We start from the raw sequence: 14197 nt of genomic DNA on the forward strand, positions 1-14197 counted from the left end.
TCGAGGGCTTCTCCCGCGACGACGTCGACGCCTACGCGCTGCGCAGCCAGCAGAAGGCCGCCGCGGCGTGGTCGGGCGGCTACTTCGCCAAGTCGGTGGTGCCGGTGCGCGACCAGAACGGTCTCGTCATCCTCGACCACGACGAGCACATGCGGCCCGACCACGCCGCGGCGGCCTTCTGCTGGCTGCGCAGCGCGTAGGCGTCGACGTCGTCGCGGGAGAAGCCCTCGATGGTGGCGATCAGGTCGGCGCCGATGCCCTGGGGCACGAAGCCGATCTGATAGTTGGTCTCGGGGTCGGTCGCCCAGGCGCCGCCGTCGGAGCCCATCGGCACCCGGCTCATCGACTCGACACCGCCGGCCAGCACCAGGTCGTCCCAGCCGGACCGGACCTTCTGGGCGGCGGTGTTGACGGCCTCGAGGCCGGAGGCGCAGAACCGGTTGAGCTGCACGCCGCCGGTGGTCTCCGGCAGGCCGGCGGCCAGCACCGCGGTGCGGGCGATGTCGCCGCCCTGGTCACCGACCGGGGACACAACGCCCAGGATCATGTCGCTGATCAGGTTCTCGTCCAGGTCCGGGAACCGCCGGCGCAGCTCGTCCACCAGGCCCACGACCAGGTTGAGCGGCTTGACCTCGTTCAGCGAACCGTTGCGCTGCTTGCCCCGCGGGGTGCGGATGGCCTCATAGATAAAAGCTTCTTCGGACATGACGACTTCCTGTTCTGACGAATAGGGTTCGAATCCGTCTTCGAGATAGATTCCGCCCCACCCTAACAGGGTCCCCGGCCAACCTGTTGGTTGGGCAAGATCGCGCAGCTCAGAGGCACCGAGTGACGCACGCCACGCGTCGGCTCACGGGGTCGGGCGGCCGCCCCGGCCGAACGTGCAACTACGTTCACGCTCGGCGACGAGTGTGCGCCTAACTTCACGCTGGCTGGTGGGCGTCCCGGGCACTGGCCGTGGCCGGCCACGCCTAAGCTCGACCATCATGACGGTGGAGCGACTGCGCCCCTACGCGACCACGGTGTTCGCCGAGATGTCGGCGCTGGCCGCGCGCATCGGAGCGGTGAACCTGGGCCAGGGGTTTCCCGACGAGGACGGCCCCCCGGCCATGCTCAAGGCCGCCCAGGAGGCCATCGCCGACGGCGTCAACCAGTACCCCCCGGGCATCGGCATCGCGCCGCTGCGCCACGCCATCGCCGCCCAGCGCCGGCGCCGCTACGGCATCGACTACGACCCCGACACCGAGGTGCTGGTGACGGTCGGGGCGACCGAGGCCATCGCCTCGGCGGTGATCGGCCTGGTCGAACCGGGCTCCGAGGTCCTGCTGATCGAGCCGTTCTACGACTCCTACTCGCCGGTGGTGGCGATGGCCTCCGCGCAACGGGTGGCCGTGCCCCTGGTTCCCCACGGTCGCGGCTTCGCCCTGGACGCCGACGCGCTGCGCCGGGCGGTCACGCCTCGGACTCGGGCGCTGATCGTCAACTCACCGCACAACCCGACCGGCACGGTGCTGCGTGCCGAAGAGTTGGCGGCCATCGCCGAGGTGGCGGTCGCGGCCGACCTGCTGGTGATCACCGACGAGGTCTACGAGCATCTGGTATTCGACCGCCACCGACACGTGCCGCTGGCTGGCTTCGACGGCATGGCCGAGCGCACCATCACCATCTCCAGCGCGGCCAAGATGTTCAACTGCACCGGCTGGAAGATCGGATGGGCTTGCGGCCCAGCGCATCTGATCGCCGGGATGCGCGCGGCCAAACAGTACCTGAGCTATGTCGGCGGCGCGCCGTTCCAGCCGGCGGTGGCGCTGGCCCTGGACACGGAGGACGCATGGGTGGACGACCTGCGCGCCACGCTGCAGGCCAGACGCGATCGGCTGGCCGCCGGGCTGATCGACGTCGGGTTCGAGGTGCACGACAGCGCCGGCACGTACTTCCTGTGCGCCGATCCGCGTCCGCTGGGATACGACGACAGCAGCGAGTTCTGCGCGGCGTTGCCGGAAAAGGTTGGCGTTGCCGCGATCCCGATGTCGGCGTTCTGTGACCCCGCTGCGGCGAGCGGTCCGGCCGACGTGTGGAATCACTTGGTGCGCTTCACCTTCTGTAAACGTGACGACACGCTCGACGAGGCGATCAAGCGGCTGGCCGCGCTGAAAGACGCCGGTTAGCCGGCCGTTCCCATCACGCGCTTACGCAGACCCTCCAGCGCGGCGTGCAGGATTTTCTTGCGGGCCCGGGCGATCCAGAACTCCGGTAGCGGCGCCCACGGTTCGACGGTGATGGTGAAGCGCACCCTGGTCTTGTCCACGCCCAGCCGGCTCAGGTTGTACTCGCCGTGCTGACCGTGCTGCTGCGCCGTCTTCCGGGCGTCCCACACCATCCAGTCTGGGCCCCAATGGTATTCGAGCAATTCCGTGTCGTGGATGCCGGTCACCGAGATCGTGACCTTCACGTGGTGGGGGCGGCCGTCGGGATGCTTGTCGACGACCTCGACCCGCTTGTGGACCGACGACCACGAGGGCACGGCATCCATATCGGCGAGCGCCTCCATGATGACTTCCGGAGGCGCGTCGATGATGATTTCCGACGATGCTTGAACGGCCACTACTACTAAGTTAACGCCAGCGCAGCCACCGGCGAAGGCTATTCGGTCCCGGGGGACTCCCTGTCGCCCGAGACCAGGTCGCGCAACCCCTTCATGGAGGCGTCGAGAACGCTCTCGGCGGCCCGTCGCACGATGAACGCGGGCATGGGCCGGCCGGGTTCGACGGTGATGTCGAAACGCACCCGAGTCTGGTCGATCCCTTCGGGTTTGAGGGTGTATTCGACGTGCTGCCCATGCTGCTGCGAGGTTCCCGTGGCGTCGTAGACGACCCAATCGGGACCCCAGTGATATTCCAGGACCTCCTTGTCGACCAGCCCGAGAATCTTGATGGTGGTCTTGACATGGTGCGGCCGGCCGTCGGGATAACGGTCGATCACTTCGACGTGTTTGTGCAGCGGCGACCACGATGACAGGACGCCGACATCTGTCAGCGCCTCCATGACCACTTCTGGCGGCGCGTTGACGACGAATTCCCGTGATGCTTTTACGGCCACTGAAGATCAACTTAGCAACGCCGATCCCGCTGCGGACGGATTCGGCGTAACCAGTTCCCTACCAGTTGATTTCGGCAAGCGGCGTGGTTTTCGCCGGCGGCGGTCCGACCGGTCCGGCCGGGGTCCGCGAAAAGCGTGGGGCGGGCGCGGCCTGGTCGGCGCCATGGGCGGTGATCACCGTGGACCGCGCCCGCAAGTGCTCGTCGGTGGCGGCCTCGCTCCACGTCAGCACTGCGGTGACGCACGCGTCGGTGCCGGCGAACGTCTGTGCCCACTCGTCGCGCGTGCGCCCGGCGAACCGCCGGGTGAAGATCTCGCGCATCCGCGGATAGGAAGCTTTGTCGTGTTGGGCCGGCACGTCATCGGGTGACAGGCCAAGCCCATCGAGCAACGCCGCGAAGAATTGCGGCTCGATGGCGCCGACGGCCACGTACTTACCGTCGGCGGTCTCGTAGCAGCCATAGAACGGGGCGCCACCGTCGAGCAGAAACGATTCGCGCCGGTCGCGCAGTGCCCCAGTGGACTTCATGGTCCACATCATCTGGGACAGCAGGCTGACACCGTCGACCATCGCCGCGTCGATCACCTGCCCGGTGCCCGTGCGTTCGCGTTCGTAGAGGGCGGCCGCGATGCCGATCACCACCAGCATCGAGCCGCCGCCGAAGTCGGCGACCAGGTTCAGCGGCGGCATCGGTGGCCGGTCGGCATATCCCAGCGCCGACAGCGCACCGGTCTGCGCCAGGTAGTTGATGTCATGCCCGGCGGTCGCGGCCAGCGGCCCGTCCTGGCCCCAGCCGGTCATCCGGGCGTAGATCAGCCGCGGGTTGAGTGCCGCGCAGTCGTCGGGCCCGATGCCGAGCCGCTCGCAGGTTCCGGGCCGGAAGCAGTCCAGCAGCACGTCGGCCTTGGCGGCCAGGCCCAGCAGCGCCTGCGGCTGCGCCTTGACGTCCAGGTCGACGATCCGCTTGCCGCGATGCAGCAGATCACGACCCTCGGCTGGCATAGCGATCGCCACGCCTGTTTGGTGGCGACCCGCTTCGCCCGGCTTCGCCGCGCTCGCGATCGCCACGCCGCCCGGCCGGCGCACCCGCACCACGTCCGCACCCAGGTCGGCGAGCAGCATTCCCGCGTGCGGCCCGGGACCGATGCCGCCGAGTTCGATGACGCGCACCCCCGCCAGCGGCCCGCCACCGCCCACGGCGGCTAGTTACCCTTCTTCAGCTGGAGCACCCGCTCGCGCAGCGCCTTGGTCGCCGAATCGATGGTTCCCTTCACGGCACGCTTGAGCACGAAGCCCGGCAGCGGCACGTTCGGGTCGGCCAGCAACTCGAACTTGACCAGGGTCCCCTCGCCCTGCGGCACCAGGGTGTACTTTCCGTCCTGCGCCTTCTGCTGCGAGGAGCTGACCAGCTTCCAGCTCACCACGTTGTCGCCCCAGGTGTAGGCCACCACCTGTTCATCGGTGATCCCGGCGACCTTGACCTTCATCCGCACTTGGCGGGGGCGCCCGTCGTCGCCGGTGTCGAGGATCTCCGCACTCTGATGCGGCTCCGACCAGTCGGGCATCGCTTCGAAGTCGGCGATGACGTCCAGAATCTCCTCGGGACTGGCTTCGATGACGATGTCGCGGGATTCTTTGAGTGCCATGGCCCGCACGATACTGGCACCGCGTCTCACCCGGAACGGATTGAACTTCGAGCGTACCGTCGTGCCTGTGACTGATGCCGCGACCGATACCGCATACACCGTCGGTGACTACCTGTTGGACCGTCTCGCCGAGCTCGGCGTCTCGGAGATCTTCGGTGTTCCCGGCGATTACAACCTGGAATTCCTCGACCACATCATCGCCCATCCCCGCATCCGCTGGGTCGGCAACGCCAACGAGCTCAACGCCGGCTACGCCGCCGACGGATACGGTCGCCTGCGCGGAATGTCGGCTTTGGTAACGACATTCGGCGTCGGCGAGCTCTCGGCGGCCAACGCGATCGCGGGCAGCTACGCCGAACAGGTACCTGTCGTGCACATCGTCGGCGGCCCGTCCAAGGACGCCCAGGGCACCCGCCGGGCGCTGCACCATTCGCTCGGCGACGGGGACTTCGAGCACTTCTTCCGGGTCAGCCGCGAAATCACCTGCGCCCAAACTAATCTCATGCCCGCGACGGCCCGCCGCGAGATCGACCGGGTGTTGTCGGAGGTGCGTGAGCAGAAGCGCCCCGGCTACATCCTGCTGTCCACCGACGTGGCGCGCTTCCCCACCGAGCCGCCGGAGGCGCCGTTGACCCGCTACACCGGGGGCACCAGTCCCCGCGCGCTGGCCATGTTCGTCGAGGCGGCGAGCGCACTCATCGGCGACCACCAGGTCACGGTGCTCGCCGACCTGCTGGTGCACCGGCTGCAGGCGATCAAGGAACTCGAGGCGCTGCTGGCCGCCGACGTGGTGCCGCACGCCACGTTGATGTGGGGCAAGAGCCTGCTCGACGAGAGCTCACCCAACTTCCTGGGCATCTACGCCGGGTCGGCCAGCGCGCCGGCGGTGCGCGCCGCGATCGAGGACGCGCCCGTGCTGGTGACCGCCGGCGTCGTGTTCACCGACATGGTCAGCGGCTTCTTCAGCCAGCGCATCGACCCGGCCCGGACCATCGATGTGGGCCAGTATCAGAGCAGCGTGGCCGGGGAAGTCTTCGCGCCGTTGGAAATGGGCGCCGCGCTCGACGCGCTGGCCACCATCGTGGCCCGGCGCGGGGTCTCGTCGCCGCCGGTGGTCTCGCCGCCCGCCGAGCCGCTGCCGCCGCCCCCGCCCCGCGACGAACCGCTGACCCAGAAGATGTTGTGGGACCGCCTGTGTGTGGCCCTCACACCGGGCAACGTGGTGCTCGCCGACCAGGGCACCTCCTTCTACGGCATGGCCGACCACCGGCTGCCGCAGGGCGTGACGTTCATCGGTCAACCACTATGGGGCTCAATCGGTTACACGTTGCCCGCCGCGCTCGGGGCGGCCGTGGCGCACCCGGACCGCAGGACGGTGTTGATTATCGGCGACGGCGCGGCGCAACTGACCGTCCAGGAGCTGGGCGCCTTTTCGCGCGAGGGCCTGACCCCCGTCATCGTGGTGGTCAACAACGACGGCTACACGATCGAGCGGGCGATCCACGGCCAGACCGCGCCCTATAACGACATCGTGAGCTGGCAGTGGACGGACGTTCCCCGGGCGCTGGGCGTCACCGACCACTTGTCGTTCCGGGTGCAGACCTACGGCGAGCTCGACGACGCCCTGACCGCAGCGGCGCAGCACCAGGACCGCATGGTGTTCGTCGAGGTGATATTGCCACGGCTCGAAATCCCCAACCTGCTCGTCGACCTCGTCCGACCGACGTCACCGGACGGCAGCCCCCGGCGCTGACGGCCTAGCGCGACGAGTTCGGCGTTCGCTCCGGGCTGGAGGAGCGCAGGATGGCCTGCACCGTGCGCCGGCAGCGACCGCAGTCGGCGCCCGCCCCACAGGCCTGGGCGACTTCCTTGGTCGTCGACGCCCCGCATTCCACGGCCTCGGTCACGGTTTGGCTGGTGACGCCGTTACACAGGCATACGAACACCGGCGAGCCCTCAGTCCGCCCCGATGCGCATCATGTCGAAGAATCGGCCGACGAACAGCGGCGGGTAGGCACCGATGCCCGCGCCGGACATCCATTGCGCCGCGGCATCGGGGTGGTCGATCCAGCGCCGCGCGCTTTCCTCGTCGGGAAACTCCTGCAGGATCAGCACCTCGTGATCGTCGTCGAAAGCCTGGAATACCCACGTCTTTCGGATTCCGGCGGTGGTGAATCTGTCTATCGCCGTGCCGACTTCGGAGGTCAGCAGGGACACGTCGTTGACCGACGCGATGGCGGCCACCACGACGCCCGGTGCCGCAGGGGTTTTCGGTGGCTGCGCGATGAACCTGTCGACGATCTCGCCGGCGAAGACCGCGGGTATGTCCTCGACGCCGGCCTCGTCGAACCAGTCGAAGAAGACCCGGGAGCGCAACAGCTCCACGATCGGCTCCCTGCTGTGGACGCCGATCATCACCAACACCCGCCCGTGGTCATGTGTCGAGGTGTAGACGAGCACATGGTGTGCACCGATGTCGGCCAGGGCGGCCTTATTGCGTTCCAGCAGCGGCCAGACCCGGGTCGGGTCGGGGACGCGATAATCCGACGCGATCACCATTGAATGAATGTCGCCGTTGTTCACCGCAGTTGGTCCTTCATCACTTTCCCTGTGGCGTTGAGTGGAAGTGAATCAAGGAACTCTACCGCGCGCGGCACTTTGAACCCGGCCATCCGGTCCCGGCACCAGCCGATCAGCTCTTCGGCGCTGACATCGGCATTACGGACCACGAAAGCCTTGCCCACCTGGCCCATCCGCTCATCGGGGACACCGATGACGGCCGCCTGCGCGACGGCCGGGTGGCTGAGCAGGAAGCCCTCGATCTCGGCCGGGTAGGCGTTGAATCCACCGACGATGAACATGTCCTTTTTCCGGCCGACGATGCGCAGCCGACCGGCCTCGGTGAATTCCCCTAGATCCCCGGTGTGCAGCCACCCCTCGCCGTCGATCGCTTGGGCGGTGGCCTCCGGTTCGTCGAGGTACCCCTGCATGACTCCGTAGCCGCGGACCAGCACTTCGCCGTCGTCGGCGATGCGCACCTCGACCCCGTCGCACGGCACGCCCGCGGTGGTGGCCACATCCTCGAAGGAGTCGCCCGGCAGCGAAAGGGTGACGTTGCCGGCTTCGGTCAGGCCGTAACCCGTCATCAACGTCTGGAAGGGCAGCTCGTCGTGGATGCGCCGCACCAGCTCGACGGGAATGTCCGCGGCGCCGGTCACCCCCGCACGCAACGACGACAGCTTGGACTTGTCCCCCACCGTCAGCAACGAGTGATACAGCGTAGGCGGTCCGGGAAGCATTGTAATACGTTCGCGTTCAATGAGGTTCACGACGATGTCGACGTCGAACACCGCGACGGGCAGCATCGTCGCACCGCGCAGGAAAGAGGTCACCAGGCCGGCCTTGAGCCCGAAGGTGTGGAAGTACGGGTTGATCTGGAGATAGCGGTCGCCCGCGCGCAGGTCCGCGAGCGTCGCCCACTCCTCGTACATGCGCAGCGTCTGGCCGTGATTCAGCATTGCGCCCTTCGGGCGCCCGGTGGTGCCCGAGGTGAAGATGATGTCCGAGGTATCGGTGCCGCGCACCGGACGCTCGAACGGTGAACCGCTGGACAGGAAGTCGGACTTCAGGTCGATGACCGGCACCCCGGCGGGGGCGGTGTAATCCTGGTTCAGAAAGCCCTTCTGGACCAGGACCGCCTTCACCTTGCTGCGGCCGATGATGTCACCGGCCTCTTCGGTCTTGAACCGGGTGTTGACCGGGACGAGCACACCGCCCGCGGTGAGCAACCCGAACGCGGCGATGATCCACTCGGCCGAATTCGGTGCCCAGATCGCGACCCGGTCGCCCTTTTCGATGCCGAGGTCAGCGAAAGCGCCTGCGGCGCAACGAATTCGCTTGACGACTTCGGCGAAAGTCAAACGCAGCGGACCGTCGACGACTGCTTCCGCATCGCCGAAGCGGTCCGCTGCGCTCAAGACCATCTCGGGGATGGTCTGCCATGCCTGGTTTGGCCGGTCGGTCACACCGTGACGAGCCGACCGAGGTTGCCGCCCATGATCTTGGCCTGGTCGTCAACGGACAGGTGCGACAGCGCGTTGACGTAGTACGTCGGCTCCGCCAGGCCCTCCGGGTGCGGCCAGTCCGAGCCGTACAAGACCTGATCCACACCGACGAGGCTGATCAGGTCGTCGATGCCGTCCTCGAAGAACGGGCTGACGTGGATCCGGTTCTTGACCGTCTCGACGGGGTCGCTCGGGAAGGCCTCCGGGGCCTTCCGGAAGACCTCGGCCAGGCCGTCGAGCAGCGGGGTCATCCACTTCGAACCGGCCTCGACGATCGCGACCTTCAGCTTCGGGTGGCGGTAGAGCGCGCCGTGGATCACCCACGAGCCCACCGCATCCTGGATCGGGCGCCATTCGTTGAGAATGTTCATCGCATTCGTCTGGAACGGCAGCATTTCCTGTTCGGCGCCGTCCCACTCGGAGGTGTAGCGCGAGTAGCCGCTGTCGCTGGAGTGCATGCCGACCAGCACGTCGTGCTCGACGACCCTTTCCCAGAACGGGTCGAACTCGGGCACCGCGAACGACCGCGGGCCGCGGAAGCCGGGGACGGGAGCCGGGCGGATCAAAATGGCGCGGGCGCCGCGCTTGACCGCCCACTCCAGTTCCTCGATCGCCTTCTCCACGATCGGCAGCGTGATGACCGGCGTGGTGAAGATGCGGTTCTGGTAGTTGAAGCCCCAGACCTCGTCGAGCCACTCGTTCAACGCGTGAACCAGGACGTGGATGGCGACCGGGTCGTCGCGCAGCCGCTCCTCGAGCAGGCTGGCCAGCGTCGGGAACATCAGCGTGCGGTCCAGGCCCAGCTCGTTCATCTTCTCCAGCCGCGGGCCGGGTTCGAAGAACGCCGGTATCGCGCGCATCGGCTCGCCGAACAGTTCGCGCTTGGATTTGCCGTCCGGGTTACCGAACTTGAAGTACTCCTCCCAGGCACCCGGCCGGGCGACGACCTCGAAGGTCGGGTTGGGAATGTAGTTGCTGATTTGGCCGCGGATGGCGATCTTCGTCCGCCCGTTGACCTGCACGTACTGGACATAGTCCTTGTACGCCTTGGGCAAGAACTTGGTCAGCGCTTCCGGCGGCTCGTACAGATGGTTGTCCGCGTCAAAGATCGGAAACGGGACGTCTTCCCGGTGCGACAACTGCCCCATGAAATCCTCCTTCTTGATTTGTGAGAATACTATTCTCTACAGGCGCCTAACCGCAACGTGCCCCCGCCGAACCGCTGTTCGACGAGGTCAGCACGACACGTAGATCTTGTAGGTGGCGGTGGCCGGTTCCCCGGGCTTGTCGGTCTTGTAGCCGTTGGCGGTGCCGCTGACGGTGAATTTGTCGCCCGTCATGCTCATGTCGCCGGTCCCGTCGCCGCCCCGGGAGTACATCCCGGTGAAGCCGCCCACATTCTGGATGTGCACCGACTCGACCGTCGCCGGTTGCGCGCTCTCGTCGACGATGAGCTTGGCGCCGGCAAAATCGCTACCGATGTCGATGGTCCGGGTCCATTCGCGTTGACCGCACTTGACGATATGAAAATTCCGGTCGTTGCCGTTGACGGTGACGGATGCCGTGCCGGCGAGTTGGGTCGGCGGTCGCGACGTGCACGCCGCGACCAAGGTAATGGTCAGGACCGCAGTGGCGGCCGCGATGGGACTCCGCACCGAGTCACCTCAATTCTCGCCGGCGAAAGTTCGTGGGCTGCAGCGATGATGTTATTCTCGCGAAAAGAGAATGCCAATATCGGGTTCTTGCCGAGGAGCGATAACAAGAACATGGTGGACCTGGAGATCGACGACGGGTTGGCCGTGGTCACCATCGACCGCCCGCACGCGCGCAACGCCATTGGCCTGGACACCATGGACCAGCTGGAGAAGGCGCTCGACGCGGCGGCGGATGCGCAGGCGCTGGTGATCAAGGGCGGCGGGGACAAGGCCTTCGTCTCCGGCGGTGACCTCAAGGAACTGAGCGCGCTGCGGACCGAGGAGGACGCCGCGGCGATGGCCCGGCGGATGCGGTCCATCTGCGACCAGCTGGCGGACTTCCCCGCCCCCGTCATCGCCGCGCTCAACGGTCACGCGCTCGGGGGCGGCGCCGAAGTCGCGGTCGCCGCCGACATCCGGGTGGCCGCCGACGACATCAAGATCGCCTTCAACCAGGTGCAGCTGGAGATCATGCCGGCCTGGGGCGGAGCCGAGCGGCTGGCCGCGCTGGTCGGAAAGAGCAAGGCGCTGCTGTTGGCCGGTTCGGGAACCGCCCTCGGCGCGGCCGAGGCCGAGCGGATCGGCCTGGTGGACCGGGTGCTGCCCCGCGCCGTCTTCGACTCACCCGACGAAGGATGGCGAGCGGTCGCGAGGTCGCTGGCCCGCCGCCCGGCGACGGAGATAAAGCGCGTAATCCGCGGAGTTTCTCCTGATGAGGCGATAGCATCCTTTGCGCGACTATGGGTTGCCGACCCACACTGGCAGGCCGCAGAACGGGTCATGAACCGCAACACCAAACCGCGCCCGGCAGCCGGAGGAGCGTCATGACCATGAACTTGAAGACGGTGCTGGGCGTCGGCCCCGCCATCTCGTTGGCCTGTCTGTTGGCCGCGGCGGGAGTGCTGGCGGGAAGCGGGCGGGCACACGCCGATGACCCCGTCATGCATCACGTCAGGTACACCGTCACCGCGCAGAATCCGATTTACACCAGCATCTATTACCTGGACCATCAGCCGGCCAAGTTCTCCGATTACAGCCACAACCCCTATTCGTTCACGCCACACGTCGACGTCGACCTCGCCCCGGGCAAACCGTGGGGCTTCGATCTGGACATGTCGGACCCCGATCATTACGCCATGGTCGTGGCGAGCACGGGCACGGAGCCCGGCACGCCGGGGCTTCACTGTGAGCTGGCGGTAGACGGCGCCGTCGTCGTATCCAAGGACGGCCCCAAAGGCGTGCTCTGCTCGCTGCGTAACTGGTGAACCAGCCAGGTCTCCGGCACACCCTCGATCGGTTGCGGTTCGCCTTCCAGGCGGCGCAGGTAGTTTTCGACCAACTCCACCGTCTCGGCATGGCCGGCGGACATGCCGATCGCCTGCTCGAGCACCAGAAAGCGCGAGAGGCTGCTCATCAGCACCGTCCACACCACCGGGGGGATGTCGATGTCCTGGCCCTCGTCTTGAATCCTGGAGCCGTAGCGCTCCAGCGCCGTCGCCACCGCTTGGCGCTGGTCTTCGCGGAAACGCTCTGCGTAATAAGCGATTTCGGCCCGCATGTCCTTACGGTGGTTGGCCAGCGCCATGAATTCCATGGAAATCCGGGTGAAGGCGGGGTCGGTGCCGAATCGCCACAGCGCCCACAGCGGCTGTGGCAACTTCAGCATTTGCGCGTGCGCCTCAAGGGCCTCTTCGGCCCGGCGGCGGAACACCTCGAGGAACAGCTCTTCCATGGTGCGGAAGTAGTAGTGCACCAGCTGGGGTTTCAATCCCGCCCGGCCCGCCAGCCGGCGCGACGTCACCGCGGCATACCCCTCTTCGAGCATCAGCTGCTCGGCAGCATCGAGCAACAGACCACGGTTTTTCGCGTCCGGCGCCCCGATCCTGCGGGCCGATGTCATGTCCCTGCTCCGTACTGTGTGCCATCCCGTGCCGACCACACGGATCGTATCGTGGCGCGGCGTTGCGATCTTGACCCTGACATTACCGCCATGCTAAGCAGGTGCTCAGCATATTTTCGATCTCGTAATCACGCGGCGATACCGCTTGCCCCGGTACACCACCGGTTAACCCAGCCCAGGGGGACGCACTGAAGATGAGCAACTTCGAGACGATTGACTTCTTCACCGATCCGACTTTGGTCCCGGATCCGCATCCGTACTTCGACTACCTGCGGAGCCAAAACCCCGTGCTGCGGCTGCCGCACTACGGCGTCGTCGCCGTCACCGGCTATGACGAGGCCTGCGAGATCTACAAGGACCCCGACACCTTCTCCAACATCGTCGCGCTCGGGGGGCCGTTCCCGCCGCTGCCCTTCACGCCCGAAGGCGACGACATCAGCGCCCAGATCGATGCGCACCGCAGCTCCTTCCCGATGAACGAGCACATGGTCACGATGGACCCGCCGGACCACACCAAGGCCCGGTCGGTGCTCGCCAAGCTGCTGACCCCGAGCCGGCTCAAGCAGAACGAGGAGTTCATGTGGCGCCTCGCCGACCGTCAGCTCGACGAGTTCCTCGGCATCGGTGAGTGCGAGTTCATCGCCGAATACTCCAAGCCGTTCGCCACTTTGGTGATCGCCGACCTGCTCGGGGTGCCGGAGGAAGACCACAAGGAGTTCCGCACCGTCCTGGGCGCCGACCGGCCGGGCGCGCGGGTGGGCGCGCTGGACCACGAATCGGTGGGCATCAACCCCCTCGAGTGGCTCGACGACAAGTTCTGTCACTACATCGAGGATCGGCGCCGTGAGCCGCGCGGCGACGTGCTGACCTTCCTGGCCGAAGCGAAGTACCCGGACGGGTCGACGCCCCCGGTGATAGAGGTGGTCCGCTCGGCGACCTTCCTCTTCGCCGCGGGGCAGGAAACCACGGCCAAGCTGCTCAGCGCCGCCCTGCAGGTGCTCGGTGACCGGCCCGACATCCAGCAACAGTTGCGGGACGACCGCAGCCTGATTCCCGGGTTCATCGAGGAGTCGCTGCGCATGGACAGCCCGGTGAAGAGCGACTCACGCCTGGCCCGCAAGGCCACCAGCATCGGCGGTGTCGACATCCCCGCCGGCACCGTGGTCATGATCCTGCCGGGCGCCGCCAACCGCGACCCGCGCCGCTTCGACAACCCGCACGAATTCGACCTGCGCCGCAAGAACGTTCGCGAACACATGGCGTTCGCCCGCGGTGTGCACTCGTGTCCCGGCGGTCCGCTCGCCCGCGTCGAGGGCCGTGTCTCGATCGAGCGGATCCTGGACCGCATGCCGCACATCGAAATCAACGAAGCCCATCACGGGCCGGCCACCGAGCGCCGCTACAGCTACGAGCCGACGTACATCCTGCGGGGCCTCAGCGAACTGCACCTGACGTTCACCACCGCCGACGCGGTCGCGCCGGTCGCCTAGGGGTTCGACGCTCGCGAGCGCTACCGGACCTGCAGTCCCACGAAGTAACTGCCGAGCAAGACCACCGCGATCAGCACCACCCACGCGTCGGTGAGTCGGCACAGCAGGACCGGGGCGTCTCGCACCTCCATGAACTCGCGAAAGATGATGCGCACCTTGACCAGTGCGATGACGATGACGCTCGACGTGACCACGGCGCTGGACTTCAGCAATCCGCCGGCGGAGTGGTCGATCCCCAGATAGGCCAGCGTCAACGCGGCCAGGATCACCCAGACCAACAACAGCCTCTTGTTGAGTTTCACT

General features: G+C 66.8%; 17 protein-coding genes and 1 pseudogene. 6 read left to right on the plus strand and 12 right to left on the minus strand.

Annotated features, from left to right (window positions below):
- Positions 1-38 precede the first annotated feature (38 nt).
- A complete protein-coding gene (locus A5659_RS26920) occupies positions 39-200 on the plus strand; it encodes a hypothetical protein (protein WP_369829370.1) in 162 nt (53 codons plus the stop codon).
- Here A5659_RS26920 and A5659_RS10895 read toward each other — a convergent pair.
- Positions 155-706, minus strand: a pseudogene (locus A5659_RS10895) (beta-ketoacyl synthase N-terminal-like domain-containing protein); the annotation flags it as partial. The gene A5659_RS26920 and the pseudogene A5659_RS10895 overlap by 46 nt on opposite strands.
- Positions 707-986: 280 nt before the next feature.
- On the opposite strand from A5659_RS10895, the gene A5659_RS10900 reads away from it, so the two are divergent.
- Positions 987-2168 carry a pyridoxal phosphate-dependent aminotransferase gene (locus tag A5659_RS10900; RefSeq protein ID WP_067180985.1) on the plus strand — a complete coding sequence of 394 codons (1182 nt, stop codon included), beginning with the start codon at positions 987-989 and terminating at the stop codon, positions 2166-2168.
- Here the strand turns inward: A5659_RS10900 and A5659_RS10905 are convergent.
- The 4 genes from A5659_RS10905 to A5659_RS10920 are packed head-to-tail and all read right to left on the minus strand — an operon-like array spanning position 2165 to position 4746.
- Positions 2165-2605 (minus strand): SRPBCC family protein, encoded by a 441-nt coding sequence (locus A5659_RS10905; RefSeq protein WP_066864249.1) that lies wholly within the window; start codon positions 2603-2605, stop codon positions 2165-2167. The two genes, A5659_RS10900 and A5659_RS10905, sit on opposite strands and share 4 nt — an antisense overlap.
- Before the next feature lie 38 nt (positions 2606-2643).
- Entirely contained in the window at positions 2644-3099 is a 456-nt protein-coding gene (locus A5659_RS10910) for an SRPBCC family protein (protein ID WP_067180988.1), read from the minus strand.
- Between the two features lie 58 nt (positions 3100-3157).
- Complete coding sequence (locus A5659_RS10915; protein WP_067180990.1) at positions 3158-4297, minus strand: CaiB/BaiF CoA-transferase family protein; 1140 nt, start codon at positions 4295-4297, stop codon at positions 3158-3160.
- 5 nt (positions 4298-4302) lie between these two features.
- Positions 4303-4746 carry an SRPBCC family protein gene (locus A5659_RS10920; RefSeq protein WP_067180993.1) on the minus strand — a complete coding sequence of 148 codons (444 nt, stop codon included), beginning with the start codon at positions 4744-4746 and terminating at the stop codon, positions 4303-4305.
- Between the two features lie 67 nt (positions 4747-4813).
- On the opposite strand from A5659_RS10920, the gene A5659_RS10925 reads away from it, so the two are divergent.
- Positions 4814-6499, plus strand: coding sequence for an alpha-keto acid decarboxylase family protein (locus A5659_RS10925; RefSeq protein WP_067181069.1), 1686 nt, complete (start codon positions 4814-4816; stop codon positions 6497-6499).
- Positions 6500-6503: 4 nt separating this feature from the next.
- Here A5659_RS10925 and A5659_RS10930 read toward each other — a convergent pair whose 3' ends face one another.
- From A5659_RS10930 to A5659_RS10950, 5 genes are all read right to left on the minus strand, one after another.
- Positions 6504-6692, minus strand: coding sequence for a bacterioferritin-associated ferredoxin (locus tag A5659_RS10930; protein WP_067143839.1), 189 nt, complete (start codon positions 6690-6692; stop codon positions 6504-6506).
- Positions 6693-6702: 10 nt separating this feature from the next.
- Positions 6703-7329, minus strand: coding sequence for a fatty-acid--CoA ligase (locus A5659_RS10935; protein ID WP_066864258.1), 627 nt, complete (start codon positions 7327-7329; stop codon positions 6703-6705).
- Complete coding sequence (locus A5659_RS10940; protein ID WP_067181072.1) at positions 7326-8729, minus strand: FadD3 family acyl-CoA ligase; 1404 nt, start codon at positions 8727-8729, stop codon at positions 7326-7328. The genes A5659_RS10935 and A5659_RS10940 overlap by 4 nt, the downstream gene beginning before the upstream one ends.
- Before the next feature lie 38 nt (positions 8730-8767).
- A complete protein-coding gene (locus A5659_RS10945; protein ID WP_066864260.1) occupies positions 8768-9958 on the minus strand; it encodes an amidohydrolase family protein in 1191 nt (396 codons plus the stop codon).
- An 87-nt stretch (positions 9959-10045) separates the two neighbouring features.
- Positions 10046-10465, minus strand: coding sequence for a lipoprotein LpqH (locus A5659_RS10950; RefSeq protein WP_066864263.1), 420 nt, complete (start codon positions 10463-10465; stop codon positions 10046-10048).
- Positions 10466-10576: 111 nt separating this feature from the next.
- Here A5659_RS10950 and A5659_RS10955 point away from each other — a divergent pair, with 111 nt between their 5' ends.
- Together A5659_RS10955 and A5659_RS10960 are read left to right on the plus strand one after the other, a co-directional pair.
- Complete coding sequence (locus A5659_RS10955; protein ID WP_067180996.1) at positions 10577-11332, plus strand: enoyl-CoA hydratase/isomerase family protein; 756 nt, start codon at positions 10577-10579, stop codon at positions 11330-11332.
- Positions 11333-11403: 71 nt separating this feature from the next.
- A complete protein-coding gene (locus tag A5659_RS10960; protein ID WP_066880532.1) occupies positions 11404-11769 on the plus strand; it encodes a hypothetical protein in 366 nt (121 codons plus the stop codon).
- Here A5659_RS10960 and A5659_RS10965 read toward each other — a convergent pair.
- The gene (locus A5659_RS10965) at positions 11685-12404 is read right to left on the minus strand and encodes a TetR/AcrR family transcriptional regulator (RefSeq protein ID WP_067181001.1); all 720 of its coding nucleotides are present in this window, start codon (positions 12402-12404) and stop codon (positions 11685-11687) included. The genes A5659_RS10960 and A5659_RS10965 overlap by 85 nt on opposite strands.
- Before the next feature lie 194 nt (positions 12405-12598).
- On the opposite strand from A5659_RS10965, the gene A5659_RS10970 reads away from it, so the two are divergent.
- Entirely contained in the window at positions 12599-13894 is a 1296-nt protein-coding gene (locus A5659_RS10970; protein ID WP_066864275.1) for a cytochrome P450, read from the plus strand.
- Positions 13895-13914: 20 nt separating this feature from the next.
- On the opposite strand, the gene A5659_RS10975 is transcribed toward A5659_RS10970, so the two are convergent.
- The gene (locus tag A5659_RS10975) at positions 13915-14196 is read right to left on the minus strand and encodes a cytochrome C oxidase subunit IV family protein (protein WP_066864277.1); all 282 of its coding nucleotides are present in this window, start codon (positions 14194-14196) and stop codon (positions 13915-13917) included.
- Position 14197: the final 1 nt, after the last annotated feature.

The sequence above is a fragment of the Mycobacterium sp. 1165196.3 genome (assembly GCF_001673415.1).
In the GTDB taxonomy this organism is placed as follows: Bacteria; Actinomycetota; Actinomycetes; order Mycobacteriales; family Mycobacteriaceae; genus Mycobacterium; species Mycobacterium europaeum_A.

Coding starts and splice junctions, on each gene's coding strand:
- A5659_RS10900 (WP_067180985.1), top strand. CDS start 987: ATGACGGTGGAGCGACTGCGCCCCTACGCGACCACGGTGTTCGCCGAG.
- A5659_RS10920 (WP_067180993.1), bottom strand. CDS start 4,746: ATGGCACTCAAAGAATCCCGCGACATCGTCATCGAAGCCAGTCCCGAG.
- A5659_RS10940 (WP_067181072.1), bottom strand. CDS start 8,729: ATGGTCTTGAGCGCAGCGGACCGCTTCGGCGATGCGGAAGCAGTCGTC.
- A5659_RS10945 (WP_066864260.1), bottom strand. CDS start 9,958: ATGGGGCAGTTGTCGCACCGGGAAGACGTCCCGTTTCCGATCTTTGAC.
- A5659_RS10955 (WP_067180996.1), top strand. CDS start 10,577: ATGGTGGACCTGGAGATCGACGACGGGTTGGCCGTGGTCACCATCGAC.
- A5659_RS10965 (WP_067181001.1), bottom strand. CDS start 12,404: ATGACATCGGCCCGCAGGATCGGGGCGCCGGACGCGAAAAACCGTGGT.
- A5659_RS10970 (WP_066864275.1), top strand. CDS start 12,599: ATGAGCAACTTCGAGACGATTGACTTCTTCACCGATCCGACTTTGGTC.